Origin of the sequence: Borreliella garinii (genome assembly GCF_001922545.1) — a bacterium.
GTDB lineage: Bacteria > Spirochaetota > Spirochaetia > Borreliales > Borreliaceae > Borreliella > Borreliella garinii.
Genome location: NZ_CP018744.1, coordinates 33,336 through 58,786, shown reverse-complemented (window position 1 = coordinate 58,786; position 25,451 = coordinate 33,336). Strand labels below are relative to the sequence as shown.

Annotated in this window: 25 protein-coding genes; 21 read left to right on the top strand and 4 right to left on the bottom strand. The window is 27.9% G+C overall.

All coding sequences use genetic code 11. The features are described 5' to 3' along the window. The 11 genes from infB (at position 1) to BLA33_RS00165 (ending at position 14,260) form a co-directional block, all read left to right on the top strand. Positions 1-2,487 (top strand): translation initiation factor IF-2, encoded by a 2,487-nt coding sequence (gene infB, locus BLA33_RS00215; RefSeq protein WP_075226293.1) that lies wholly within the window; start codon positions 1-3, stop codon positions 2,485-2,487. A 23-nt stretch (positions 2,488-2,510) separates the two neighbouring features. Further along, the gene (gene rbfA / locus BLA33_RS00210; protein WP_029346647.1) at positions 2,511-2,873 is read left to right on the top strand and encodes a 30S ribosome-binding factor RbfA; all 363 of its coding nucleotides are present in this window, start codon (positions 2,511-2,513) and stop codon (positions 2,871-2,873) included. Positions 2,874-2,875: 2 nt separating this feature from the next. Continuing rightward, positions 2,876-3,724, top strand: a complete 849-nt coding sequence (gene truB, locus BLA33_RS00205) for a tRNA pseudouridine(55) synthase TruB (RefSeq protein WP_029346646.1) — start codon at positions 2,876-2,878, stop codon at positions 3,722-3,724. A 169-nt stretch (positions 3,725-3,893) separates the two neighbouring features. After that, entirely contained in the window at positions 3,894-4,160 is a 267-nt protein-coding gene (rpsO, locus tag BLA33_RS00200) for a 30S ribosomal protein S15 (RefSeq protein WP_004793474.1), read from the top strand. A gap of 14 nt (positions 4,161-4,174) precedes the next feature. Then, on the top strand, positions 4,175-6,340 hold the full coding sequence (pnp, locus tag BLA33_RS00195) for a polyribonucleotide nucleotidyltransferase (protein WP_029346645.1): 2,166 nt from the start codon (positions 4,175-4,177) through the stop codon (positions 6,338-6,340). 7 nt (positions 6,341-6,347) lie between these two features. Beyond that, positions 6,348-7,859: a ligand-binding sensor domain-containing protein gene (locus tag BLA33_RS00190; RefSeq protein ID WP_029346644.1), complete on the top strand. Its 1,512-nt coding sequence runs from the start codon at positions 6,348-6,350 to the stop codon at positions 7,857-7,859. Next, positions 7,834-9,123 carry an LptF/LptG family permease gene (locus BLA33_RS00185; protein ID WP_029346642.1) on the top strand — a complete coding sequence of 430 codons (1,290 nt, stop codon included), beginning with the start codon at positions 7,834-7,836 and terminating at the stop codon, positions 9,121-9,123. The genes BLA33_RS00190 and BLA33_RS00185 overlap by 26 nt, the downstream gene beginning before the upstream one ends. After that, on the top strand, positions 9,120-10,187 hold the full coding sequence (locus BLA33_RS00180; RefSeq protein ID WP_075226292.1) for an LptF/LptG family permease: 1,068 nt from the start codon (positions 9,120-9,122) through the stop codon (positions 10,185-10,187). The genes BLA33_RS00185 and BLA33_RS00180 overlap by 4 nt, the downstream gene beginning before the upstream one ends. Before the next feature lie 29 nt (positions 10,188-10,216). After that, the gene (gene tgt, locus BLA33_RS00175; RefSeq protein ID WP_075226291.1) at positions 10,217-11,344 is read left to right on the top strand and encodes a tRNA guanosine(34) transglycosylase Tgt; all 1,128 of its coding nucleotides are present in this window, start codon (positions 10,217-10,219) and stop codon (positions 11,342-11,344) included. Then, positions 11,337-12,857 carry a murein biosynthesis integral membrane protein MurJ gene (murJ, locus tag BLA33_RS00170; protein ID WP_075226290.1) on the top strand — a complete coding sequence of 507 codons (1,521 nt, stop codon included), beginning with the start codon at positions 11,337-11,339 and terminating at the stop codon, positions 12,855-12,857. Before tgt ends, murJ begins: the two co-directional genes overlap by 8 nt. Beyond that, positions 12,854-14,260 (top strand): HEAT repeat domain-containing protein, encoded by a 1,407-nt coding sequence (locus BLA33_RS00165; RefSeq protein WP_075226289.1) that lies wholly within the window; start codon positions 12,854-12,856, stop codon positions 14,258-14,260. Before murJ ends, BLA33_RS00165 begins: the two co-directional genes overlap by 4 nt. A gap of 25 nt (positions 14,261-14,285) precedes the next feature. On the opposite strand, the gene coaBC is transcribed toward BLA33_RS00165, so the two are convergent. Then, positions 14,286-15,458 (bottom strand): bifunctional phosphopantothenoylcysteine decarboxylase/phosphopantothenate--cysteine ligase CoaBC, encoded by a 1,173-nt coding sequence (gene coaBC / locus BLA33_RS00160; RefSeq protein ID WP_075226288.1) that lies wholly within the window; start codon positions 15,456-15,458, stop codon positions 14,286-14,288. 72 nt (positions 15,459-15,530) lie between these two features. Between coaBC and BLA33_RS00155 the strand changes: the two genes are divergently transcribed. Genes BLA33_RS00155 through miaA form a run of 9 tightly spaced genes read left to right on the top strand, consistent with a single transcriptional unit; the run spans position 15,531 to position 22,957 of the window. Then, positions 15,531-15,725 carry a DUF997 family protein gene (locus tag BLA33_RS00155; RefSeq protein WP_075226287.1) on the top strand — a complete coding sequence of 65 codons (195 nt, stop codon included), beginning with the start codon at positions 15,531-15,533 and terminating at the stop codon, positions 15,723-15,725. A gap of 59 nt (positions 15,726-15,784) precedes the next feature. Next, positions 15,785-17,119: a sodium/pantothenate symporter gene (gene panF / locus BLA33_RS00150; protein WP_233436592.1), complete on the top strand. Its 1,335-nt coding sequence runs from the start codon at positions 15,785-15,787 to the stop codon at positions 17,117-17,119. A 12-nt stretch (positions 17,120-17,131) separates the two neighbouring features. Then, positions 17,132-18,079: an RluA family pseudouridine synthase gene (locus BLA33_RS00145; RefSeq protein ID WP_029346640.1), complete on the top strand. Its 948-nt coding sequence runs from the start codon at positions 17,132-17,134 to the stop codon at positions 18,077-18,079. Then, on the top strand, positions 18,054-18,995 hold the full coding sequence (locus BLA33_RS00140; RefSeq protein WP_029346639.1) for a hypothetical protein: 942 nt from the start codon (positions 18,054-18,056) through the stop codon (positions 18,993-18,995). The genes BLA33_RS00145 and BLA33_RS00140 overlap by 26 nt, the downstream gene beginning before the upstream one ends. Further along, the gene (gene murC / locus BLA33_RS00135) at positions 18,985-20,391 is read left to right on the top strand and encodes a UDP-N-acetylmuramate--L-alanine ligase (protein WP_075226285.1); all 1,407 of its coding nucleotides are present in this window, start codon (positions 18,985-18,987) and stop codon (positions 20,389-20,391) included. The genes BLA33_RS00140 and murC overlap by 11 nt, the downstream gene beginning before the upstream one ends. A gap of 10 nt (positions 20,392-20,401) precedes the next feature. Then, positions 20,402-21,268, top strand: a complete 867-nt coding sequence (locus tag BLA33_RS00130; protein ID WP_029346638.1) for a YicC/YloC family endoribonuclease — start codon at positions 20,402-20,404, stop codon at positions 21,266-21,268. Next, on the top strand, positions 21,265-21,801 hold the full coding sequence (gene cmk, locus BLA33_RS00125; RefSeq protein ID WP_004792457.1) for a (d)CMP kinase: 537 nt from the start codon (positions 21,265-21,267) through the stop codon (positions 21,799-21,801). The genes BLA33_RS00130 and cmk overlap by 4 nt, the downstream gene beginning before the upstream one ends. Positions 21,802-21,849: 48 nt before the next feature. After that, a complete protein-coding gene (locus BLA33_RS00120; RefSeq protein WP_004792432.1) occupies positions 21,850-22,050 on the top strand; it encodes a DNA-directed RNA polymerase subunit omega in 201 nt (66 codons plus the stop codon). Then, positions 22,037-22,957, top strand: coding sequence for a tRNA (adenosine(37)-N6)-dimethylallyltransferase MiaA (miaA, locus tag BLA33_RS00115; RefSeq protein ID WP_075226284.1), 921 nt, complete (start codon positions 22,037-22,039; stop codon positions 22,955-22,957). Before BLA33_RS00120 ends, miaA begins: the two co-directional genes overlap by 14 nt. A gap of 141 nt (positions 22,958-23,098) precedes the next feature. Here the strand turns inward: miaA and BLA33_RS00110 are convergent, their stop codons facing one another. Then, positions 23,099-23,470: a hypothetical protein gene (locus tag BLA33_RS00110; protein WP_029346637.1), complete on the bottom strand. Its 372-nt coding sequence runs from the start codon at positions 23,468-23,470 to the stop codon at positions 23,099-23,101. Positions 23,471-23,550: 80 nt separating this feature from the next. On the opposite strand from BLA33_RS00110, the gene BLA33_RS00105 reads away from it, so the two are divergent. After that, positions 23,551-24,096 (top strand): hypothetical protein, encoded by a 546-nt coding sequence (locus BLA33_RS00105; RefSeq protein ID WP_029346636.1) that lies wholly within the window; start codon positions 23,551-23,553, stop codon positions 24,094-24,096. Here BLA33_RS00105 and BLA33_RS00100 read toward each other — a convergent pair. Together BLA33_RS00100 and BLA33_RS00095 are read right to left on the bottom strand one after the other, a co-directional pair. After that, entirely contained in the window at positions 24,089-24,871 is a 783-nt protein-coding gene (locus BLA33_RS00100) for a phosphodiester glycosidase family protein (protein WP_029346635.1), read from the bottom strand. The two genes, BLA33_RS00105 and BLA33_RS00100, sit on opposite strands and share 8 nt — an antisense overlap. Then, positions 24,864-25,379 (bottom strand): hypothetical protein, encoded by a 516-nt coding sequence (locus BLA33_RS00095; protein ID WP_029358694.1) that lies wholly within the window; start codon positions 25,377-25,379, stop codon positions 24,864-24,866. Before BLA33_RS00095 ends, BLA33_RS00100 begins: the two co-directional genes overlap by 8 nt. Between the last annotated feature and the right edge of the window lie 72 nt (positions 25,380-25,451).

The following is a 25,451-nucleotide window of genomic DNA, read 5'->3' as shown; positions in this document are numbered from 1 at the left end:
TTGTCGGAAAATATTGATGATATTAAAAATGAAGATAGCAAAAAGATTAAGATTATTAAGCTGAAAAAGAAGGTAGTAAAGATCGTAACGCATAACGATTTAAGCGGTAAAAATAATTCAAATAGTTCTATTAATTTAGATAAGCATAGCAACAAAGTAGAATATTCACAAAACAGGGATAACAGAACTGGTGGGTATTCACAAAATAGAGATAACAGAACTGGTGGGTATTCACAAAACAGGGATAACAGAACTGGTGGGTATTCACAAAACAGGGATAACAGAACTGGTGTATATTCACAAAATAGAGATAACAGAACTGGCGGATATTCACAAAATAGAGATAACAGAACTGGTGGATATTCACAAAATAGAGGCAACAGAACTGGTGGGTATTCACAAAATAGAGACAGTTCACCCTCTCAATATCAAGTGTCGACGAAGAAAACATATGTTTCTAAAAATAACTCTCAAAATAAATATACTACTTCTTCCATGTCTTTTAGAAGAGTTATAAAAGCTAAAGTTCCCCCTATTGTTAGCAGCGCGTCGTCAGTAGATTCTGAGAATAGCAAAGAGTTAAATCGTAAGCTTGGTGAGAAGAAAAAACAACAGCAAGAAAGTCAAAAAAGCTATAAGAGAAAAAAAGCAGAAACTGAGAGCAAAACAATTGAACAAAAGGTTTTTGAACAACTTCAAAAAAAGAAAAGAGAAAATTTAGCCAACCCTATTCCAAAATCAATTGACATTATGGGTAGCATTACTGTTTCTGATCTTGCAAGAAAGATGAATTTAAAATCTTCTGATTTGATTGCCAAATTAATGGCTTTGGGCGTAATGGTGACTATTAATGAAAAGATAGATTCTGATACTGCAACCATTTTAGTTGAAGAATATGGTTCAAAAGTCAATGTTGTTTCTATTTATGATGAAACGGTTATAGAAGAAGAAGTTGAAGATGAGAGCAAAAGAATTGAAAAGCCTCCTGTTATCACAATAATGGGACATGTTGATCATGGTAAAACAAAGCTACTTTCTGTGCTTCAAAATATAGACATAAATCAAACAGAGTCTGGCGGTATTACTCAACATATTGGAGCTTATACTATTGTTTATAATGGTCGAGAAATAACATTTTTAGATACCCCTGGCCATGAAGCTTTTACTATGATGAGAAGTCGTGGGGCTCAAGTTACAGATATTGTTGTTCTTGTTGTGTCGGCAATTGATGGTGTTATGCCTCAAACCATTGAGGCTATTAATCATGCAAAAGAGGCAAATGTTCCGATTATTGTTGCTATAAATAAGATTGATTTACCAGATTCAAATCCTGATAAGATTAAGCATCAGCTTTCAGAATACGACTTGGTACCTGAGGATTGGGGAGGGGACACTATTTTTGTGTTGATTTCTGCTCTTAAAAATATAGGAATTTCTGAACTTCTTGATATGATTCTTTTGCAGTCCGATATGATGTTATTAAAGGCAAACCCATCTAAAAGAGCTATTGGGAAAGTACTTGATGCCAAGATTGATTTGGGGCGAGGAATAGTTTGTTCTGTTATTATTGAGGATGGAACCCTTTATATAGGAGATTCTTTTGTAGGTGGAGCGTGCTATGGTAAAGTTAAGGCATTAATTAGCGACAAGGGTGTTTCTGTTAAGAGTGTTGGCCCTGCTAAAGCTATTAGTGTTTTAGGATTTTCTTCAATGCCTCAAGCTGGGGATCCTTTTCAAGTAACTAAAACTGAAAAAGAAGCAAAATTGATCAGTTCAAAAAGACAGGATCTTAAAAAATATGAATCTTCTAAAAATGTAAAGAAAGTTACCATGTTAAATCTTTATGATTCAATCAAGGAAGGAGCACTTAAAGAGCTTAAAATAATTTTAAAAGCAGATGTTCAAGGCTCAGTTGAAGCCTTAAAAAATTCTCTTGAAAAATTAACAAACGATGAAGTTAGAGTAAGAGTTGTGCATTCATCAGCAGGTGTAATAACTGAAACAGATATTAGCTTTGCTTCAGCAAGCGATGCTATTGTTATTGGATTTCATGTAAGACCTACTTCAAAAGCCCAGATACTTGCAGATCAGGAAAAGGTTGAGATTAGAAAGTATAATGTTATTTATGATGCTATAAGTGATGTTAAGTCAGTTCTTGAGGGCATGCTTGAACCAGATGTTGAGCAACAATTTATTGGTTTTGCTGAAGTAAGGGCTGTAATCAATGTCCCTAAAGTTGGGGTAATAGCTGGTTGCTATGTTTCTCGGGGACTAATAAAACGAGATGCAATTACTAATGTGATGAGAGATGGTTTACAGATTCATTCTGGCAAAATTTCATCTTTAAAGCGATTTAAAGATGATGTTAAAGAAGTTGCTGAGCAATATGAGTGTGGTATTATGATTGATAACTATGCTAATATTAAGGAAGGAGATATAATTGAAGCATTTGAGGTAAAAAAGATAAAAAAAACTTTTAAAGCTTAGTATTGCTTTATTTATATGTGTTTATGTATAAGAGTATAAAAAAGTTTAAACTCGAGAGTTTTATTGCTCAAGAAATTGGCAATTTAATAGTGAGTAGGGGAATTAAAGATCCCAGAATTCATTCATTTTTAACCGTGGTTAAAGTAGAATTTTCAAAAGATTTGATAAATGCTAAAGTGTTTATGGGTTCCATCAAGGAAGGTGCTTCTTTGGACAATGCAGTTAAAGCCTTAAATAATGCTAAGGGATTTATTCAAAGTCAAATTATTAAGCGAATTAAAGTTAGAAGTACTCCTAAATTATTATTTGTTAAGGATGATTCTCTCTCTAAATCATTTTATGTTAATAAAATAATTGAAGGATTAAATACTGCAAGAGAGAATTAAATTTGGAAAATGGATTCCTTTTAATTAACAAAGAACAAGGCAAAACTTCTTTTGAAACTCTTTTTCCTATAAAAAGATATTTTAATACAAATCATGTTGGGCATGCTGGCACACTTGATAAATTTGCAAGTGGAATTTTAATTGCTCTTGTAGGGAAATATACGAAGCTTGCAAGCTATTTTATTTCTTTGGATAAAGAGTATGTAGCAGAATTTAGATTTGGATTAGAAACGGATACTCTTGATCCAAATGGAATAATAGTTAATAAAACGGATTATATCCCTAGTTTAGAGGATATAGATTTAAAGCTTAAAGACTTTGTGGGTGAGATTTATCAAAGTCCCCCTAGATTTTCTTCTGTTCATATTAATGGTATCAGGGCTTATAAACTTGCTTTAAATGGAAAGTTTTTTGAAATTAAAAAACGAAGAGTAAATGTCTATGATATCCAAAGATTAAGCTACGACTTTAGTTCTTCTTCACTTAGTTTGAAAATTACTTGTTCAAAAGGTACTTATATTAGGAGTATTGCAAGAGATTTGGCTTATTCTTTAAATTCTTGCGCATATGTTAGTAATTTAAAAAGAACTAAAGTAGGTATGTTTAGATTAAAAGATTCTACATTGTGTAAAAATTTGAGTAAAGCCTCCTTGATTAGTTTAGAATCTTTAAGCAGCTTTGAAAGGGTTTATATTGATTCTAGTAAAATAAATCTTGTTAAAAATGGGGCTTACATTGAAGTTCAAATCAATATTAATGAATTTAAGATTTTAAAATCCAGAGAAGGTGAAATATTAGCGGTCATTGAAGGAATAGGTTTTAATAAATATAAATATGTTATTATATTTTAATTTTATATTTGTTTTTTTAAAAAATTTAATAATTTATTATTAAAAATAACCTAGCAAGGTAAATTGTTTTTGTGATTTTTAAGAAAAAATATTATAATCTATCATAGTAAGTTTAAATTATAGCAAGAGGTTTGTTAGAGCTTTGCTATAATGGTATAGGAGTTGCTTTATGATAGATAAAAAGCAAAAGCAAAAAATAGTTTCTGAATTTGGGAAAAATGAAAGTGATACTGGTTCTGTTGGAGTTCAGATCGCACTTATTACAGGTAGAATAAAGTATTTAACTGAACATTTAAAGACAAATAAAAAAGACCATAGTTCAAAAAGGGGGTTGTTAAAGTTGGTAGGGCAAAGGAGAAGTTTATTGCGCTATTATCAGAAGAAAGATTTAGAAGCTTATAGAATATTGATATCTAAACTTGGTCTTAGAAAATAAAAAGAGGTTGAATTTTGAGGAAAATATTAAAGTTGAAAATAGGTAGAGACGAGTTAGTGTTTGAGACGGGATTTATGGCTAAACAGGCTAATGGATCGGTTCTTGCAACTTATGGAGGATCTTCAGTTCTTGCAACTGTTTGTTGTTCAAACAATATTAGAGAAGATTTAGATTTTGTTCCACTTTCTGTTGAATATAATGAAAAATATTATGCAGCCGGTAAGATTCCAGGAGGATTTATTAAAAGAGAAGGAAAGCCAAAGGATAAAGAAATACTTGTTTCCAGATTAATAGATAGACCAATGAGACCTCTTTTTGATAAAAGATTTGGTCGAGAGATTCAAGTAATTCCTACGACTTTAGCTACAGATCAGCTCAATCCCCCTGATATTGTTGGAATGAATGCTGCTTTTACGGCAGTTTTTTTATCAGATATTCCGTTTAATGGTCCAATTGCAGCTGTTAGAATGGTTTATTTAAATGGTGAGTTTATAGTAAATCCTTCTTTTGAAGAGATTCATGATTCTGATCTTGATATTGTTGTTGCTGGAAGTTTAAATGGAATTACAATGGTAGAAGGTGGTGCTAATGAGGTTAGTGAGGATATTTTACTGTCAGCAATAGACGGTGCACATGAATATATTAAACAAATTTGCAATGCTCAAAAAGAATTTTTAGAGATTGTAGGGGAGAAGGAAAAACTTCCTTTAGCTTTTGAAGAAAAAATATTTGAATTTAAAGAGGAGCTTAAGGATTTTATTTATACTGATCTTAAAGACGCTTGTTTTGTTAAGGGAAAGCTTAATAGAGATAAAGCTATAGCTTTACTGCGAAATAAATCTTATGAGCATTTTTCTTCTCTTGAGAAATTGACTGATAGTAATGAGTCTCTTTTTTATAAAGCTTTTGATGATTTTGAGAGAGAGATTGTTAGAAATTCTATTCTTAACGATAAAATTAGAACAGATGGTCGAACTCCTAATGAGATAAGAGATATTATTGCAGAAGTTGATATTTTGAGTAGAACGCATGGATCTGCGCTTTTTACAAGAGGAGAGACACAGGCTTTAGCAGTAACTACTCTTGGCACGAGCATTGATGAACAAATAATGGATGATATTGATGGCGACAAGCGTCTTAATTTTATGCTTCATTACAATTTTCCCCCATTTTCAGTTGGTGAGACCGGTAGGCTCATGACTGGTAGGCGTGAGATTGGTCATGGTCATTTAGCCCAAAGAGCTTTAGAATCAATGGTTCCTGGAAAAAACGATTTTCCTTATACTATTAGGGTAGTTTCTGAAATTTTGGAATCTAACGGATCTTCTTCAATGGCTACTGTTTGTGCTGGAAGTATGTCTTTAATGTCTGCAGGAGTTCCTGTTAAAAGACAAGTTGCAGGAATAGCCATGGGGCTTATTAGTGAAGGAGATAAATATGTAGTTTTGAGTGATATTCTTGGAGAAGAGGATCATTTAGGTGATATGGACTTTAAAGTGGCTGGTACAAAAAATGGAATCACTGGATTTCAAATGGATATTAAAATTGAAAATGTTACTAAGCATTTAATGAGGGATGCTCTTGAGCAGGCAAGAATAGGTAGGATGCACATACTGTCTGTCATGGATACTGTAATTTCAGATTCAAGAGTTGGTATATCTAAGTATGCTCCCAAAATTGTTCAACTGCAAATTGATATTGATAAGATATCTCTTGTAATAGGATCTACTGGAAAAACTGTTAAGGCTATAACAGATGAATTTGAAGTTAAGGTTCAAATTGAACAAAATGGGAAAATTATTCTTTTCGGTGATGATGATTTTAAGATGCAAAAGGCTAAAGAAAGAATAGAGAGTATTGTAAGGGAACCAAAGGTAGGTGAAATTTATGAAGGAATCGTTAAAAAGATTAATAGCTTTGGAGCTTTTATTGAACTTACTCCTACAAAGGAAGGATTTTTAAGTACTCGATTGAAATCTAGAGACAGCAAGTATGGTTCTGGAAGATTTGGGACTGGCAATAGATATTCCAAATTTGGTGGTGGAGATAATATAAGGGGTAATGTAGGGTTGGTTCGCCCTCCAAAATTAGAAGAAGGTCAGCGAATTAAAGTTAAAATAATTGATATAGATAAATTTGGAAAAATTGATCTTGAAGTTGTTAGAGATAAAGATTATTAAAATTAATATGAAATTTGTTTTGAATAATTTATTTAAAGGTTGTCTTATATGCTTTGTCTTATTTTTTTCCTGTCTTACTACAAATAAATCTATTCAAGATTCTCATATTAGTGATCTTGGAGAGAAAAAAAAAGAAGTAGTTATTGTTGGTGATGACAGTGTTCCTAATGAAATCCCCTTTAAAAGAGACTATTTAATGGGATTAAAAGACAATGAATCTTTTTTTCTTAGCAATGCTTTTTTAAAAGAAAATAATTTTTATTTTAAAAAAGCTAGGGAAAGTTATGCCCAAAAAAATATTGGTTTGACTAATTATTATTTAAATAAAATAGTAGCTAGTGAAAATCAGCATGGCAGAGAATTATTAGCTAAGGCAAATTTGTTTTTTGGATATGTGAATTATGAGAATGGTTTTTATGATCTTTCTGAATATAATTTTGACCTCTTCTTAAAAGATTATAAATATTCTCACGCTAGTTTAAGATCAGCTGAATTGAAATATCTTATTAAAGAAAAATCAGATGCAATTTCTGTATTTAAAGAGATTGATGAATTTTCTATCTCAGGTTATGATAAAGAGATTTATGATTTTTTAAGTAATAAACTTGGGGTAAGCCATTTAAACTTAGAATCTTTAGGATTTCTTGATAATAGCGTTTTTGATATATTTGTTTTTAATGGAAATATATTTGTAACTAATATATTGGGTGGGCTTTTAAGGTATGATATTAAAAAAAATAACTATAGAGTCTATCTTAAAGATAAAAAAAGCATTTTTTTAAATGGTATCAAGGGTTTTTCAGATTATAATGGAACAATTTATATTGGGGGAAAAAATGTTATTTATTATACAGATGATATTGATGGTGATTTAAAGCAAATAAATGTTCCTGATAATGCTGATTTTAGCAATGTGCAAGTTTTGCTTGGTGTTAAAAATGGAATATTTGTTGGTACTTTAAATTCTGGGTTATGGTTTTATGATTTAAAAAAGTGGAAAAATATACCGCTTGGATCTAATAAAATTTCTTCAATGTGCTTTGACAATTTAAAAAATTTATTGTTAGTTGGAACGGTTGACAAGGCTATTTATAGCATTAATGTCGATAATTTAGAGAAGATTGAACATTTGGATTTTTTTAGCAAAAATGATAATGAAAAAAATATTAATTTTATAAAAAGATATAAAGACAGTTATTTTATTGGAACATATGGCGGGGGTCTTTTCGAATTAAATTTAAATAAAAATAGCTATAAAAAGCACGTTATTGCCAACAATATTGACGTTAATTATTTTATGGATATGGAGATTAAAGATAAAAAGTTGCTATTTGCAACCTTTGATCATGGGTTATTGATTTATGACTCTGAAAATGAGAATTGGGATTATTTTGGACCTAATAATGGACTTCTTAATTTGAATTTAATAAAAGTTTCTAGGTTTGAAAATTATGTCATACTGGGCACCCTTAATAACGGTTTGGTTTTTGTAGATGAAAATATTAAAAAACAGTTATGAGTCTTACATAATTACTGAATTTTTTAAATATTTTTTAATTACTTTTTTATTTTTCTTTTTCGTATTTTTTATAAATCAAATTTTATTCTTTATGAGAATACTTCTTCAAAATTATGTTCCCTTTTTAAAAGCTTTTATTTTTATCATATATTCTCTTCCTATGGTAATTGCCCTTTCTCCCCCTTTTGCTTCTTTGATTTCAGTAATTCTCACTATTCATAAATTCAAGATTAATAATGAAATTTTAGCTTTTCGTTCAATTGGGATATCAATTTTTGATTTGATTTTCCCATTTTTTAAATTAGGAGTAGTTATTGTTTTTATATCTTTCATATCTAATGATATTTTACTTCCACTTGGATCTATTGGTAGGTTAAAAATTTTTAATGAAATAAAAGAAGAAGTTCCCCATTTAGTATTAAAACCCTATTCAAGTAAACAATATGGAGATTTAATTTTTGTTTCTGGTGAGAAATCGGAAAATGGTTATAAAAATGTAACTTTTTTTGATAACACTAGGCTTAAGGGATTTGATAGAATATTTATGGCAAAAAATCTTGATATTAGAAAAGAAAATTTTCAAGTTTATTTTATTTTAAATGATGTTATATCTATTGCTTTAACAGATAGCGAGAGTGGATTTTATGATTATTTTTATGCAGATAAGATGAAATATTCAATCGATCAGGTTACATTTAGTGACAGTTTTTTATTAAATCATGTAACTCCTTCGCAAATGAGCATGAGAGATGTTATAAAATTAATTAAAAAGCAAAATAATTTAATTGCAGATTCAAATATAAGAAATAATCTAGAAGGGGACTTTTTAAGTTTAAATTTTTCAAATCTTTATTTAAATCATTTATACAATCAAAACTATTATATTGATGAGTCTTATGTCTTTGAAAATTTAAACTACATGCATAATTTAAATTTAAATTTTAAACCCTATCAAGATAAAAGCATGAAGCAGAATTTGGCTTTGTTTAATCTTGAATTTTATCAAAAAATTAGTTTGCCACTTTCAGTTTTATTTTTCATTTTTTTAGCTTTTTCAATGGGAATGTATTCTAATAGGAAATATTCTATTATTCTTGAGCTTGTAATTTCAATTATTATTTGTGTTTTTTATTGGGTAATGTTTATTGGTGGAAAAGTTTATACCGTTCAGTATGCACCGAATCCCATTATTGTTACCATTTTGCCTAATTTGATTTTAATTATTGCAGGAGCAATTCTCTTTTTGAGATTATTAAAAAAATGAAAATAGATAAGCTTTTTGTAAAAAGCATCATTCTTACTTTTTTATCCATGAACTTGCTTTTCATGATTTTAATTATACTTGGTGATTTATTTGTTAATCTTCTCAGTTATCTTGAAAAGAATATTGGCTTTAAAGATATTCTTTATATTTATTATTTGTATTTGCCAAAAGCTTTCTCAGATGGAGTAGCTTTATCTTTTCTTTTTGCTATTTCCAATCTTATTGGTAATCTCTCTATGAGAAATGAAATAATAGGTCTTTTTAGTTGCGGAGTTTCGCTTACCAGGATATTAAGACCAATCATTTTGATTAGTTTATTTATTTCATTTGTTCTTTTCTTTTTTGATAATTATTTAGTAATAGATACTGTAGCAAGAAGAGATCTTCTTATTAAGAATAGCATTGGTAATAGTGGATCTAGTGATAAAACTATAATAATTAGAGATCTTGCTAGAGAAATTTATAATATTAAATCTTACGATATTAATGAGAATGCTTTTTCCAAATTAATGATTATAATCAAAGACAGTAAAGATGAGTTTCAAACAAGGTATGATATAGATAAAGCTGAATGGAAAGATAATAAATGGAGGCTTTATGGTATTAGAGAGTTTGTTAAGGTTGGTAAAAAAATCAAGGAGAATGCCTATGATATTCTTGATGGGACAGGAATTATTAAGCTAGAGCCTGATTACATAAGAACTGTGATGCTGTCATCAAAGGCATTAAATTTTACTAAACTTATTAATTGGATAAGTTTTCTCAAAAGTGAACATTTAAATTATTCTGATGCATTGTTCGATTTGTTAAATAGAGTATTCTTTTCATTTAGATTAATCCTTCTTAGCTTTACTGTTGGGTTTATTGCTCTTGCTCTTAAAAAAAATATTTTTATACTCAGTTTATTAAATAGCATTGCATTTGCTGTTGTTTATGTCATTTCTATTGTAATTTTTAATTTTTTAGCAGATCTTGGTTATTTACATATATATGTGGCAAGCTCTTTTACAACTGTATTTTTTTTGATTATCAATTTTCTTGTTTATAGGATTGTTAGGAAATAATATATATAATAATTGTTTAGGATATTTATATGTTTAGCGTAATTAAGAATGACAAACATTCTAATGCAAGGGTTGGATTTCTAAATCTTCCTCATGGTAGAGTAGATACCCCTTGTTTTATGCCAGTTGGTACTTTAGGAGCAATGAAAGGCTTAAAGCATGCTGTTCTTGAGAAGTTAGAATGTAATTTAATGCTTGCAAATACGTATCATTTATATTTAAGGCCGGGCATTAAAACTATTGAAAAATATGGTGGTCTTCATAATTTTACAACTTGGAATAAAAATTTTTTAACCGATTCTGGTGGATTTCAGGTGTTTTCTCTTTCTGGTCTGAGAAAAATTGATCTAAAAGGTGTGCATTTTAAATCTCATTTAGATGGATCTTATCATTATTTTACTCCTGAGGGAGTATTTGCTATGCAAGAAATTTTTGGCAGCGATATTATTATGCCACTTGATATTTGTAGTTCTTATGGGATTGATTATAATGAAGCCAATTTATATACAAATATTACAACCAATTGGGCTCGTAGCACATTCAAGGCTTATAAAAACAAAAAAGAGGGATACAACGGGCTTTTATTTTTAATAACTCAGGGAAACTTTTTTAAAGATTTAAGACAAAGAAGCATTAATGATATATTAGAATTAGACAGTCCAGGTATTGCTATCGGAGGCATTTCTGTTGGAGAACCAAGAGAAAAATATTTAGAAATTCTTGAATATAGTTCTTTATTGATACCAAAAGAAAAACCAAGATATGTAATGGGCATTGGTACTCCCCATTACATACTTGATGCTATATACTATGGTATTGATATTTTTGATTGTGTGAATCCTGCAAGAATTGCTAGACACGGATCTCTTTTAACAGATAATGGAATAATGCGCATTGGTAGAAAAGAGTATAAAGATGATACTTCTCCGGTAGAAAAAAATTGTGGCTGTACTTTGTGTACAAGATATTCAAGGGGATATTTAAGACATTTGATAAAATCTAAAGAGCTTTTTGGAATAATTTTGGCAAGTGAGCATAATATTCACTATATGTTCCGATTGATTTCAAAGATTAGAACCGCAATTCTAAATGATAATTTTTTAAACTTTAGAACTTCATATTTAAAAAAGTATGAAGAGGGAAATTTTGATGAATAAATATGTTATTTCTACAGTTTTGGTCATGATTTCTACCTTTTTTTCAAGAATAATGGGGTTTGTAAAGGTAAAGATTTTCTCTTATTATTTTGGCGCAAATCTTGATGCTGATATTTTTAACTATGTTTTCAATATTCCTAACAATTTGCGCAAAATTCTTTCAGAGGGCGCAATGACTTCAGCTTTTTTACCTGAATTTACATGTGAAAAAAATAAATCGCACGAAAAAGCTGTTTCTTTTTTTAGAACCGTTATAACCTTTAATGTTATTGCTATTGGTTTAATTGTTTTAGTCATGATTATTTTTGCAAAGTCTATTATGTATTTTTTGTCTTATTATAGGGGAGAAAACTTAATTTTTGCAAGTTCTGTATTTAGTTATTTGGTATTATATATTTTACTAATAAGTTTATCATCAATCTTTATATCTGTTTTAAATTCATATAAAATTTTTTTTATTCCTTCATTTTCACCTATTATGTTTTCTTTTGGAATAATATTGAGCATATTTTTATTTTATGGCCGTTTTGGAATATATAGTGCTGTTATTGGCGTAATTTTTGGGGGTTTTTTACAATTTCTAATTCCGTTTGTAAATTGTCTTATGATTGGTTTTGTCTTTAAGCCAACATTTTATTTTAGAGAAAAGGTATTTTTAAATTTTTTAAGTAGATGGGTTCGTATGATTTTTGGATTTTCTATTTCAATTGTTACTCAGCAGATTGCATTTGCATTAGCATCTACCCTTGACATAGGAAGTGTTTCTATTCTTAGTAATGCTATAGTTTATTATCAGCTTCCTGTAGGAATTTTTTATATTTCTATTGCAACGGTAATTTTTCCTAAAATGGCAGAGTATGCTGTTGTGGGAAATAATATAAAATTAAATACCCTTTTAGTGGATGGAATTAAAATTTTATTGTTAATTTTTATTCCGGTGTCTTTTTTGATGTTTATTTGGTCTGATTATATTTTAAATTTATTGCTTATGGGAGGTAAGTTTTCTATTTATGATACTCAAAAAACAGTGGATGTTTTGAAATGTTTTCTTTTAGGCCTACTTTTTTATTCGATGTTTAGTTTTTTTCAAAAATATTATTTTTCTATTCGTGATGCAAAAACACCATTTTATTTCAGTGTTTTATTTTCTATTCTTGATATTTTATTTTCTATTTTTGGTATTAAGCATTATGGTTTGAATGCTTTGGCATTGGCTCAATCTATTTCTTTTATGATTTGTGTAATTGTTTTTTATTTTATAATACTGAAAAGTGGAGTTAAAATTGATTTAATTGAAATTTTATTCGTTCTTCTAAAGTCAATTATTACACTTTTTCCTTTGTATTTAATTTATTTCTTTTTTGAAAAGTTTCAGTGGGATGTGGGTTTTAGTTTTAAAAATCTTTATTTTTTAATTACGGCAGGAATTGTTAGTATTTTTACTTTATTTATTTGTTATTATATTTTAGGAATAAATAAACTTTTTAGGTTTATTAGGAAGGATGTTTTATGAAATACTTAAATTTTTTACTTTTTTTTCTCATTTTAAATGTATATGCTCAAAATGTCAACTCTCCAACTCCTCCAAATCCTCCTTTGTTGCCCAAAATTACAGAAAATAGGCTTAAGATAGAAAATTCTTCTAAGGGTGAGAATTATTCTAATGTTGGTTTAGATGTCAAGTATGTTAATGATACAATTCTTTATGGACTTGATAGCCAGGTTATAAACATTATAAAAGCTCTTAAAAAATCAAGCGACAGTCAATATAATTCTCCTCTTAAAAAAAGACTTGACAAAACCTTTAATGTCGATATTAAAAAGGAAATACTTGAATTGTTTATTTCTCTTAAGTATTCAGGAGGCATTGATACAGCAAATTATATTCTTGAGAATTATGAGAGCAAAAGATATTCAAGTGCTTTATTTGGCTTAGCAATTTCGTATCTTAAGGAGTTTGATGATAAGGAAAAATTAAAAAAAACTCTTATTGAGATTCTTGAAAATAAAGAGGGTAATGTGGTATCTATTGCGGCCTATTATCTAGGAGAGCTTAATTCTCTTGAGTATTCTAAAAATATGATGGATGTTTTTGAAAAATATTCTGGAAATGATGGTGCTAGAAGAGAAATACTTATTGCTCTTGGAAAAATGGCTGCTTTTGATTATCAAAATAGAATTTATGAAATTTCGTTAGATAGTTACGAGAGTCCATCAATTAAGGCTGCTGCGATCGAAGCGTTATCATATCTTTCTCCAGATAAAGTGACTATAAATGCTGATTTATATCTTCAGAGTAATAACAACAACTTAAATGTTAAATTAGCTATTATTGCTTCTTTATCTAAAGATCCTTCTTTGAAGTCCAAAGAGATTTTACAAGGATTTTTAAGAGATTCTGATGATAATATTAGATTTAAAGCTATTAATGCAATTAAAGGACATAAGGATTCTTCAGCAAGAGATATTTTGATTTATAAGGTTAAAAGCGATCCATCTCTTAAAGTTAGGGAGGCTTCTGCTAAGGCTTTAATTGATATGGATCTTGGGGGTATTGAAATTAAAAACATAATGTTTGATTTCAAGATTGATAATAGTTTTAAAATCTCAATGTTTAGCTACCTTTTAGATAAAGATCCTCTAAAAGCATTGTCAATTGCTTTAGAAATTGTTAACAAAGAAAATGTTAATAGGCCTTCAAATGTTTTAAAAGGCATTGCTTCAATGTTGGCTGGTAAAAAGGGTAATTTTGATAATTTTTATTCTAAAATAATTGACAGTAAAAATATTGATTTAAGGCATTTTGCATTAAAAGGAGCTATTTATAATAAATCTTCATCACTTTCTGATAAACTTAAAAAAATTAAAAGCGAAACGAACTCCGAATATATTAAGATGCTTTTAAAAGATTATTAATTATTAATACACTGCTAAAACAGTCTTAGTACAAAATTTTTAAAATTTCTTTAGCTACTTCTGATTTTTTCATTTCTGGTAACTCTTTTGTGCTTTGCTTATTTATTATATAAACTTTGTTTAAGCTTGAACCAAAATATTTAAGTTCATTTGCAATAATAAAGTCTAAATTTTTCTTTTTTAATTTTTCTTTAGCTTTTTGAATTAAATTTTTAGAATCCTCAGCGCAAAATCCAACAACAATTTGGTTTTTAAGCTTATTATGTCCTATGTGTTGGATTATGTCAGGATTTTTTACCAACTCTACATACAATCTGTTTTTTTTACTTTTCTTAATTTTACTATTAAAAATGTGTTTGGGCCTAAAATCGGCAACAGCTGCAGTTCCAATTATTATTTCAAATTTATTATATATTTTGAGAACTTCCCTATACATTTCCATTGCAGTTTTTATTTTTATAATATTGGCCCCTTCAGGTCCATTTTCATTGGTTGGCCCTGTAATAATTGTAACCCGAGCTCCTAGCTTTATAGCCTCTTTTGCCAAACAAAATCCCATTTTCCCTGTTGATGTATTTGAAAAATAGCGAATTGGATCTATTAATTCTTCAGTTCTGGATGCTGTTATAAGTATTTTTTTATTTTTTAGGCAATCTTTTTGATTAAATTCGTTCAATATTGTTTTTATAATTTTGTCTTCATTTTTAAGGCGCCCTAAAGCATTTGATGAGCAAGCCAAAAATCCTTTATCAGGCTCAATGAATTTATAATGATAAGTTTTAAGCTTTTTTATATTTTCTTTTAAAATAGGGTTTGAATACATTGCGCTATTCATTGCTATTGCAAAGTAAGTAGGAGCTGTGCTTGCAGATATTATTGTAGTTAATGCATCATTAGCAATTCCTGATGCAATTTTAGATATTGTATTGTAAGTAGCAGGAATAATAAGAATTAGGTGAGCCCATTTTGCAATTTTTATATGTTCAACCTCATTATGGTCTAAATCCCATAAATTAGTAATTATTTTGTTCTTAGAAATGGTTTCTAAAGTTAATGGAGTAATAAATTTAGTTGCATTTTTTGTCATTACAACTTTGACGCTGTATCCTAATTTGACCAAACTAGAAACTATGTAAACTGACTTGTAAGAGGCTATACCTCCACATATACCAATTAATATATGTTTATTTTTATGCATATAATGTATATTATAATATACATTATATTTGAATTTATAAATTTTGATATTCTTTTGCTAAGGTTGTTTTAGATGAGAAATAGGATTCTGTACGCTATATTATTGTATATTTGTATGTTTTTTTTATGGTGTTGTTGTGCCTATTTTATAAATACATCAGCTACTATATTTAATATTCCTTTATGGTTTTTTTTATCAGGAATTTTGTTTCCCAGCATAAATTTTTTTTTGGTTTGTTTTTTTATTTTAGTAATTAGTAAGACTTGATACATTATTAATAATTTTTTATTTTTATATTTTTAAAAAAAAGAAATAGAGGTAATTTCTTGTTATTAAATAAATACTTTCTTGCAAATAGAAATATTAATTTTATTGTTATGGCCTTGCTATTTTCTTCCAACTATATTAGTGCTAGTAGTTTTATTTCTGGTCCTTCTGCTGTTTATAAGTATGGGCTATCTTTTATATTATTAGCTATTATACAAATTCCTACAACTTTAATTGCTTTTATTATTGTTGGCGAGAGATTAAATCGTGAATCGAAAAAAATTAATGCAATAAACATTATTGATTATATTAGATATAGATATGAAAGTGATTTTTTGGCATTAATAAGTGGATGTGTATTAATTTTTTTTTTAATGTTTTTGATTTCTGCACAATTAATAGGTGGTGCTAAACTTATAGAAGTTTTTTGGGATATTAATTATGCAGTTGGTCTTTTGCTTTTTGCCCTATTAATTTTTATTTATGTATTTTTTGGTGGATTTAAGGCAGTAGCTTATACGGACTTGATTCAAGGATTTTTAATGCTCGTTTCATCTGTTATTTTGTTTTCCAAAATGTTAGATTTGGGAGGTGGTATTAATAATTTGTTCAAGACAGCAGCGTCTAGTTTGGATAAAAACCTATTACTACCTTCGAATGTTGATCTAAAACCACAATATATAATTTCTTTTTGGATATTAATAGGGATAGGAATATTAGGTCAACCCCAGATTATTAATAATTTTATAGCATTTAAAGATGGGAATGCTATAAAATTATCGCTTCCCATTTCTACTTTTATTATCAGCTTTTTAATTGTTTTGATGCATTTAATAGGGTTTTTTGCGATTATTCTTTTTCCAGATTTGCATCCAAATGATAAAGTTGTTTTAAATGTAGCTTTAAAAGTTTTAAATCCTTTTTCTTGTTTTATTTTTTTTATAGGGCTTTTATCTGCAATAATGTCCACAATAGATTCAAATTTACTATTAATAACATCTGTTTTAATAAAGTCAATATTTATTTATAAAAAAGATTTAAAAGAAGATTTAAAGGTTGGTAGAGTGATAATGATTTCCAATGTTTTTTTTATTTTAATAATACTTATATTTTCTTTCTTTCCTCCCAATTTTTTATTCTTTGTTAATATTTTTGCTTTTGGAGCTTTAGAAGTTTCATTTTTTCCTATCATTGTTTTTGGACTTTATTTAAATTTTGCAAGCAAAATAGCAGCATTTGCTTCTATGTTTTTGGGTTTGATATTTTATTTGTGTATTTTATGCTTTGGTTTTAATATTTGGTTTTTTCACCCTGTTTTTCCATCATTTTTTGTCTCTATATTTACATTTTTAATAGTTAATTTTTTTTGTAAAAAATATAGCAAAGTTTATTAGGATGATTATTTCTTGCGTTTAGATAAGTATATTCTTTTAGAAGTTCTTGATAATGATAATGGCAAGCGATTAGATTCAATTTTAATTAAAATTTTAAATTTTTCTAAAGCTAGAATAATAAAATATATTAGAAAAGGTGATATTAGACTTAATGGTCTAAAACCATCTTTTTCATATAGAGTTTGTAAAGGTGATAAAATTTATTTGTATAAATCTTTAGTTCAAAATTTGCATTTAGCTATGGGTGAATGTTATAAAAGCAATATTGATTTTCAATGTATTCGAAAAAGAATAATTTATGAGGACAGTGATTTGCTTGTTATGGATAAGCAAAGAGGCATTTTGGTTCATGGAGGCAAAAACTCTCTTGATTTTTTAGTGAATTCTTATCTTTTAAGGGAAGATCTAAGATCTTTAAGCTTTAAGCCTTCGGCAGTTCACAGGCTTGACAGGAATACTTCTGGTATTATTATTTTTGCAAAAAATATAAATGTTGCAAGAAAGTTAAGTGCGGCATTTAGTAGTGGTTCTGTAACTAAAAAATATTTTGCAATACTTTTAGGTGAGGTTAAGTCAACTGTTATTTATAAAAATCATTTATTTAGAAATCAAAGGCTGAAAAAAACTTTTGTTTTAGAGGATAAAGATTCCATTAATGCAATTACAAAGGTTAATCCGATATTGTCTTCTAAGAGAGCTACTCTTGCGGAGATTGTTATTGAAACGGGTTTTACTCATCAAATAAGGTCTCAGTGTTCGTTTAACGAACATCCTTTGATTAATGACAAGAAATATTATAATAAATTCAAGAAAAGTGATTACTTTTTACATGCTTTTTTGGTAAAATTTAATGAAACATTCTTTAAAAAGAATGAATTTTATGCTAAGCCTAGTTTAGAATTTTTAAAGCAAGTAAAAGATATTTTTGGCGTTTATGAATTTTCAGAATTTCTCAAGTAATATTTTTTTTAAAAAAATATTAAGCAAGTTTAAAAACTTTGCAACTAGTATTAAGCATAAATTTGTTAGGGTTAAGGTGTATGCATTGGTAGGATCTGCTGGAACTGGTAAGAGTTTTAGATCACATTTGGTAGCAGATAAGTATTCAATACCTTTAATAATTGATGATGGTGTGTTGATTAAAAACATGAAAATTATTGCCGGGAGTTCTGCTAAGTTTGAAGATAATGTTTTTAGGGCAGTAAAGCGATCTGTATTTGAAGATGATGCTCATTGTAGCGAAATGCTTGAAGTTCTTGGAAAAGAAGAATTTAGTAAAATATTAATATTAGGAACAAGTCTTAAAATGATAGATAAAATAATTTCAAGACTTTTATTGCCAAATCTTTTTAAGATTATTTACATAACAGATGTTTCAACCAGGCAGGAAATAGAAAAAGCAAGGATTTCAAGGCAAATGGGGGAGCATGTTGTACCAGCAGCTGCTTTTGAAATAAAGTCTGTTAGACCTAATTTGTTATTAAACCCAATTAAAGTTTTTTTCAAAAGCGGATGGTTCTTTGCTAAGAAAAAAAATTATATTCGATCTGTTGTAAGGCCTCATTTTTATGAAGAAGGGGCTTTATCTATTTCTAAGAGAGCTGTAAGGCAAATTATTGAACATTGTGTTTCTGAGTATGATAGAAGTTACATTGTTTATGATCTTAAAATCAAAAAAGATGGGAGCAATTACCTTTTTAAGCTGTTTTTAAACATTCCTCTTGGAAACAACTTACTTAATAACACAGAAATGCTTAGAACTTATATTATTACTAACGTGCTTAAGTATACAATAATTAATATATCATCTATTGATATAGTTATACATAAATTTTATGACAAAAAAGATTATTTAGAAGAGAGTTATGAAGGTTGATTTTGACAGTTTGAATAATATTTTTTTTGTAGGAATAAAGGGAAGTGGAGTTTGTTCTCTGGCTTGTTTTTTAAATTCAAAAGGGTATTTTGTAGAAGGGGTAGATGTTCCTGATAAATTTTATACTGATAATATTTTAAGTAATAATGAAATATTTTATTATGAAAATATTTATGAGTTTTCATTAAAAGAGCTTGATAGATCTTTTGATTTAATAGTATATTCTTCAGCTTATGATAAGAACGGTTTGCAAGTTTTGCTTGAAGCAAAAGAATTGAATATACCTATTTTATCTTATCCTGAGGTTCTTGGTGAGCTTTCTAGAAAGCACTATAGTATTGGAATTGCAGGTTCTCATGGTAAAACTACCACTACGGCGTTTTTAGGTATTCTTTTTGATAAATTAGGATTAAATCCTAATGTTATTGTGGGATCAAGTGTTAAAGATTTTGGAGATAATTCTACAATAGCCGGCATTAGCGATATTTTTATTGTTGAGACTTGTGAGTATAAAAAACATTTTTTACATTTTAGTCCTAATATGCTCATTTTAACCAATGTTGACTATGAACATGTTGATTTTTTTAAAAATTATGAGGCTCTTGAAGACGCTTTTTTACAATATATTAATAATTTGAAGAAAAATGGAATATTAATAATTAATTCTGATGATAAGAATTTGCTTAAAATTAAAAGTCAAATCAATAGAGAAGATATAAATATTTTTAGCTTTGGATCTAGAGATTTGTCCAATTTTCAAATAAGTAACATTGTAGTTAAGAATGAATATTTTTGCTTTTCTTTTTTAGGCTTGCACAATATTGAACTTAGGACCGTTTTATTTCATAATATATTAAATTTTTCGGCAGCGCTTTTAGCTTTAAATCTTTTTTTAGAAAGTAATGGAAAATCAATTTTTGATTTTGAAGAAGTAGTAAAGAGAGTTGCAAAAAATTATAGTGGTATAAAAAGAAGGTCTGAAGTTATTAAAGAGAAAAAGGGAATAATTTACATGGATGATTATGCTCATCATCCTAGGGAAATTAGAGATACTCTTTTTGGTATTAAAAATTTCTATAAGAACAAACGTATAATTTTGGATTTTATGCCTCATACCTTCACAAGAACAAAAGAATTTTTTGATGATTTTGTTGAAGTCCTTAATGTTGCTGATATATTAATTTTGCACAATATATATCTTTCTAACAGGGAAAATTTTAATCCAGATGAGCTTTCTTTTAAATTGTTTTTAAATATTAAAAAAATAAATAAAAATACTTATTTTTTTAAAGATGTTAAAGATTCTATTAACTTTATAAAAAGTTTACTAATATCTGGAGACTTGTTTATTACAATGGGTGCTGGCAATAATTTTATTTTACACGATTTTCTGTAAGGGTATTATAGTGAAAAGCATGACGGGATTTTTTCATTTGGAAAAGATAATTGGCAACTATATGTTTAGTGTTAATTTAAAATCTTATAATGGAAAATTTTTAGAATTTAAACTTAGACTACCAGAAATTTTTACTAGTTATGATCTTGATATAAGAAATTTGATTTCAAAATATATTAGCAGAGGCAATGTTTTTTTAAATGTAGGATATAAAGAATTGGTTCCTAGTATGAATTTTACAGTTAATCCTAATTATATTGAGGCTATTTCTAGACTTAGAGATTCTTTGGCACATACTGATCTTAATATAAAAAACGAACTAAGTTTAGGCGATTTCTTATCGTTAAAAGGAGCTTTGATAATTGATGAGGATACTGAACATCAAGAAGAGATTTATGGGCTATTTAAAGATGTTTTAGAGGAAACCTTATTTCATTACAATAATGCCAGAAGTTTTGAAGGAGAAAATACTAAATCAGATATAGTTGCAACCCTTGCGCTAATAGAGCGAGATCTTAAAATTGTTAAGAATGCTTGTAATGATATAAATGTTAGATTATTTGCAAGCATTAAAGAAAATATCTCTAAATTAATGGGTGAATTTAGAGATTTAAACATTGCAGAAGAGGCAGCTAAAATGGCAATTCGTCTAGACATTAATGAAGAGATCATACGCTTAGATTCTCATATAGAAGTTTTTTATAAAAATCTTGAATATGAGATATGTGGCAAAGTTCTTGAATTTCTTTCTCAAGAAATGCATAGAGAAATAACAACCATGAGTAATAAGGCGATTGATCTTGATATTAAAAATTTGATTTTGAATATGAAGTTAAATTTAGAAAAAATAAAAGAGCAAATAAGGAATGTTGAATGAAAATAGCACTTTCTGGTAAGAGCGGTTGCGGTAATACTACTGTAAGTAGCATGATTGCGAAACATTATGGTCTTGAGTTTATTAATTACACTTTTCATGATATTGCAAGAGAGCATAATATTCCTTTTTCAGAGTTTTATGAGAAAGAGATAATAGGAAGAGATGATTATTATTGGGATAGGTATCTTGATAAGAGATTGTCTTTACTTTCCCAAAAAAACAATACAGTGCTTGCTTCTCGTCTTGCTATTTGGATTTCTAAGAGCGCTGATTTAAAAATATATCTTTATGCTAAAATGGAAGTTAGAGCTGAGAGAATAATGACTAGGGAGGGGGGGATGTATTCTGATGTTTTAAGCAGTACTTTTAATAGAGATGAAAATGATAAAAAAAGATATTTATCTATTTACAATATAGATATTGATGATTATTATTCAAAGACCGATTTAGTAATTGATGTTACAAATATTAATTCAAATGAAGTTTTTGAATTAATTCGAGATGAAATTGATAAAAGAAACTTAAAAAATTAGCTAAACTTATTTAATATATTTAATATGTTTAGTTTATAAGGAGATTAAATGACTAAAGTGCCTTTAAAAAAAATACAAGATTTTGATGGAAATTTTTATGAACTTGTTGTTGCGACTATAATACGCACAGAGCAAATCATAGACAATATTTCTTTAGCAGAACATGCTGTTTTTGATGATAAAATATTAGGACAAGCTTTTAATGACATTTTGACTGGTAAATTTAGCTATTCAATTGAAGGAAGATAGAATAGTTTTTATTTTTGGCCCTACAGCTGTGGGCAAAAGCAATATTTTGTTTCATTTTCCAAGAAATAAGGCGGAAATTATTAATGTTGACTCTATTCAAGTATATAAAGAGTTTAATATAGCTTCTTCAAAGCCAAGTAAAAATTTAATGAAACATATAAAGCACCATTTAGTAGATTTTTTAGATCCCGAAAAAGAATATACTCTTGGGATTTTTTACGAGCAAGCTTTAAGAATAGTAAAAGAAATAAGACAGAAAAAAAAAATTCCTATATTTGTAGGGGGTACTGCTTTTTATTTTAAACATTTAAAGGATGGATTTCCCTCAACACCTTTGGTTACTTCTGAAATAAGAATTTATGTTAATAATCTTTTAGATCTTAAAGGCAAATCCTATCTTTTAAGAGAATTGAAAAATGTAGATCCCGTAAGATTTAATATGTTAAATAAGAATGATATTTATCGTATTAAAAGATCGCTTGAGGTTTATTATCAAACAGGAATTCCTATTAGCCAATTTGAAAAAAAACAGAATAGCGAATTTGAAAATATTCTGATTATAGGTCTTAAAAGATCTTTTGAAGATTTGAAAACTAGGATATCAATAAGAATTAATGAAATGCTCAATAGCGGCCTACTTTCCGAGATTAAAGATTTGTTTAGTAAAGGTTATAATGAAAATACGCCGGCTTTTAAAGGGATAGGCTATAATGAGTTTTTGTTATGGGAAAGTAGACCTTGTTATAGTTTAAATGATATAATAAGTTTGATAAACAAAAATTCGTTTTTATATGCAAAAAGGCAAATGACCTTTTTTGCCAAAATTTCTAATGTTTTATGGTTTCATCCAGAGGATGATTTAGATAACATTTTGAATTTAATTTTTAATGTTGATAAGGAGATTTAGGGAGTGCCTTGCGGAAGAAAAAGAAAGTTAAAAAAAATTTCTACTCATAAAAGGAAGAAAAAAAGAAGGAAAAATAGACATAAGAAAAAAAATAAGTAATTTGTTATATTGATCGGACTTTTTTCTAGTTATGTAGTGGATCTATTTAGAGCGTTCAATTATTAGATTGTTGACTATATTTATGTCTTTGCTAAAGATATAGCTTTTAGTTCCCTTGTAATTTACTAGGATCCAGTTCCCTTCAATTCCATAGCGTTCTGTTTTTTCTAGTGTTTTTTCAATTTTTACGACTTCATCTTTTCTAAGTAGAATTGCGTAATCGTAATCCAATTCGCTACTTTTCTTAGTGCTTTTACTAAGAAAAGCATAATCTTTTATTATTATACCTGTTTTATTGCTAAAGCCGAGAATGCTACTTTTGGGTAAGTTCAATTTTTGAATGAGAGGAATTTTATTATTTTTATTGCAAGCTAAAAGAATTAAGGTTATTAAATATAATGTTTTTGTATTCATAGTTTCCTTGATTTTTTATATACTACTTTAGTATGCTACTATAATAATATAGTATTTTTTAGAATTTTTAAGGATTGTTAATGAAGAAATATCTTTTTTTTATTTTATTTCTCATCTCTTCTAATAATTTTATTGTTTCTTATCCACTTTCTTTTGGCGGAGGTTTTTTTTATCAATTTACTAATTATACTGATAAAACAAGCTCCACTAAATTTGCTCCAAATTTTACTAGGTCAGATCATGGGATTAATTTTAATTTATTTTTTGATGCAAATTATGCTCTTTTTGAAATGTCTTATAAAGAGGCTTTTGTTACTACTCATAATGGAAGATATTTCTCGTTTGGGCTTTATGGAACATATCCAATGATTTTCAAAGAGCAGATTAGAATGCTTTTTCCATTAATTGGGTTCAAATATACCTTTGATTTGAGTTCTAATAACTGCAATCTCTTTTTTTTAAGTATGGGACTTGCTGCTGATCTTTTTATCCCTGATTTTGAGGGTTTGTACATTAGGCCTTTGTTTATGCTTTCTATTTCTCCATTTTCTAATTATAAAAATTTTTCTGGGTTAACAACTGAGATTATGCTTGGATTTAATATTGGTTGGAGATTTTCTAATTAGGAAGTTTTATTCCTAAATGAAATGGGACAGATCTTTCTTGTCCAAAGATGTTTGCAGTGAAGTTTAATTTGTGAGGAGTGTTATTTGATTTTACAACAAGAGTGCTTGAGCCTCCTCCATCTAGATTAATGGCGTTAGTCATACCATAGCTTAATGCAAAATCAATAGCCTCATTAAGAGAAGCTCCTTTGCTATTGTTGACGCCCCTTCCTTCTATTGTAGCAAGAAATAAATACTTGTTATTTTTGTCAGTTCCTATTATTGTTCTTGGATGTCTTGTTTCTTTGAAATTTTTTTTATAATTTCCATTGTTAATTAAAACAAAAAATCCGCTAAATCCGTAATTGGAGGTTTTTATTTCGTCTTCTTTGGGATTTAATATAATTTTATTGTGTTTTATTACAATCTCTCCATAGTTAGTTATTTGTTTTGAAATCATTTTGTTATTATATATGTATAGTCCTTTTGGGAAAAACATGTTTTGTTTAACTTCGTATGGACTTGTATTAATAGCAATGTCAACATTCTTGGAAATTAAGAAACTGCTTGTTGTCTGGCCTTTAAAGTAGTAATTATTCAGCTTTTTGTCGTAAATAGGTTTTGATATAGTGAATTTAAGATCTTTATTTTCAATCTTCACTAGAACATAATTGCTATTTATAAAATAACCCCTAATAATTTTGTATTTGGCTTTTTTAGTGATTGATTGGGACAACATTAGTCCTGACAAAATACTTAAAATTAATATTGGTAGTATTAATATTTTTTTATTCATTTCTTTTTATTTTATAAGAATAAATACTTTTGGGATAGTTTTTTAGTATTAGGTTTTTGATTTTTGTTGCTAATTGTTTATTTTTAAACTTTATAAGACTAAATATTTGATAAATTATTTTTACATCTATATTTTTTTCATTATTTAAAATTTTTTTTATTTCTTCTTCATTAATATTATCTTCATTTATTCTTAATTTTAGTGAAATGATTTCGTTTTTTATTTTTTGATTTTTAATCTTTTTTTTGTTTATTTTGTTTAAAAAATTATTAGCTTCTTTATATTTTTTTATTTTTAGATAGTATTTTGTAATTAGCAGGTAATATTGTTCTAAGTCAAAATTTTTAATTTTATTTATTATTTCCAATTCTTTTGGCAAGTTGTTAGTTAAATCATAAAGCATGTATAGCTTTAATAAATTTTCCGTATTTTCCTTATTATTGCTATGTAATTCAAAAGGAGCAATTACTAAAAATAATAAAACATAAAAAAAGGATAACCATTCCATAATTTATTATAAACTTTGTTTTGAGAATAATGAAAATAATTTTAAATTATATTAGCATTACTGCTAACTTTT

Coding starts and splice junctions, on each gene's coding strand:
- BLA33_RS00120 (WP_004792432.1), top strand. CDS start 21,850: ATGACTAAAGTGCCTTTAAAAAAAATACAAGATTTTGATGGAAATTTT.
- rpsO (WP_004793474.1), top strand. CDS start 3,894: ATGATAGATAAAAAGCAAAAGCAAAAAATAGTTTCTGAATTTGGGAAA.
- murC (WP_075226285.1), top strand. CDS start 18,985: ATGAAGGTTGATTTTGACAGTTTGAATAATATTTTTTTTGTAGGAATA.
- BLA33_RS00190 (WP_029346644.1), top strand. CDS start 6,348: ATGAAATTTGTTTTGAATAATTTATTTAAAGGTTGTCTTATATGCTTT.
- BLA33_RS00165 (WP_075226289.1), top strand. CDS start 12,854: ATGAAATACTTAAATTTTTTACTTTTTTTTCTCATTTTAAATGTATAT.
- rbfA (WP_029346647.1), top strand. CDS start 2,511: ATGTATAAGAGTATAAAAAAGTTTAAACTCGAGAGTTTTATTGCTCAA.
- BLA33_RS00155 (WP_075226287.1), top strand. CDS start 15,531: ATGAGAAATAGGATTCTGTACGCTATATTATTGTATATTTGTATGTTT.
- BLA33_RS00100 (WP_029346635.1), bottom strand. CDS start 24,871: ATGAATAAAAAAATATTAATACTACCAATATTAATTTTAAGTATTTTG.
- tgt (WP_075226291.1), top strand. CDS start 10,217: ATGTTTAGCGTAATTAAGAATGACAAACATTCTAATGCAAGGGTTGGA.
- murJ (WP_075226290.1), top strand. CDS start 11,337: ATGAATAAATATGTTATTTCTACAGTTTTGGTCATGATTTCTACCTTT.
- BLA33_RS00185 (WP_029346642.1), top strand. CDS start 7,834: ATGAAAATATTAAAAAACAGTTATGAGTCTTACATAATTACTGAATTT.
- cmk (WP_004792457.1), top strand. CDS start 21,265: ATGAAAATAGCACTTTCTGGTAAGAGCGGTTGCGGTAATACTACTGTA.
- coaBC (WP_075226288.1), bottom strand. CDS start 15,458: ATGCATAAAAATAAACATATATTAATTGGTATATGTGGAGGTATAGCC.
- BLA33_RS00180 (WP_075226292.1), top strand. CDS start 9,120: ATGAAAATAGATAAGCTTTTTGTAAAAAGCATCATTCTTACTTTTTTA.
- BLA33_RS00140 (WP_029346639.1), top strand. CDS start 18,054: ATGAATTTTCAGAATTTCTCAAGTAATATTTTTTTTAAAAAAATATTA.
- BLA33_RS00110 (WP_029346637.1), bottom strand. CDS start 23,470: ATGAATACAAAAACATTATATTTAATAACCTTAATTCTTTTAGCTTGC.
- BLA33_RS00095 (WP_029358694.1), bottom strand. CDS start 25,379: ATGGAATGGTTATCCTTTTTTTATGTTTTATTATTTTTAGTAATTGCT.
- BLA33_RS00105 (WP_029346636.1), top strand. CDS start 23,551: ATGAAGAAATATCTTTTTTTTATTTTATTTCTCATCTCTTCTAATAAT.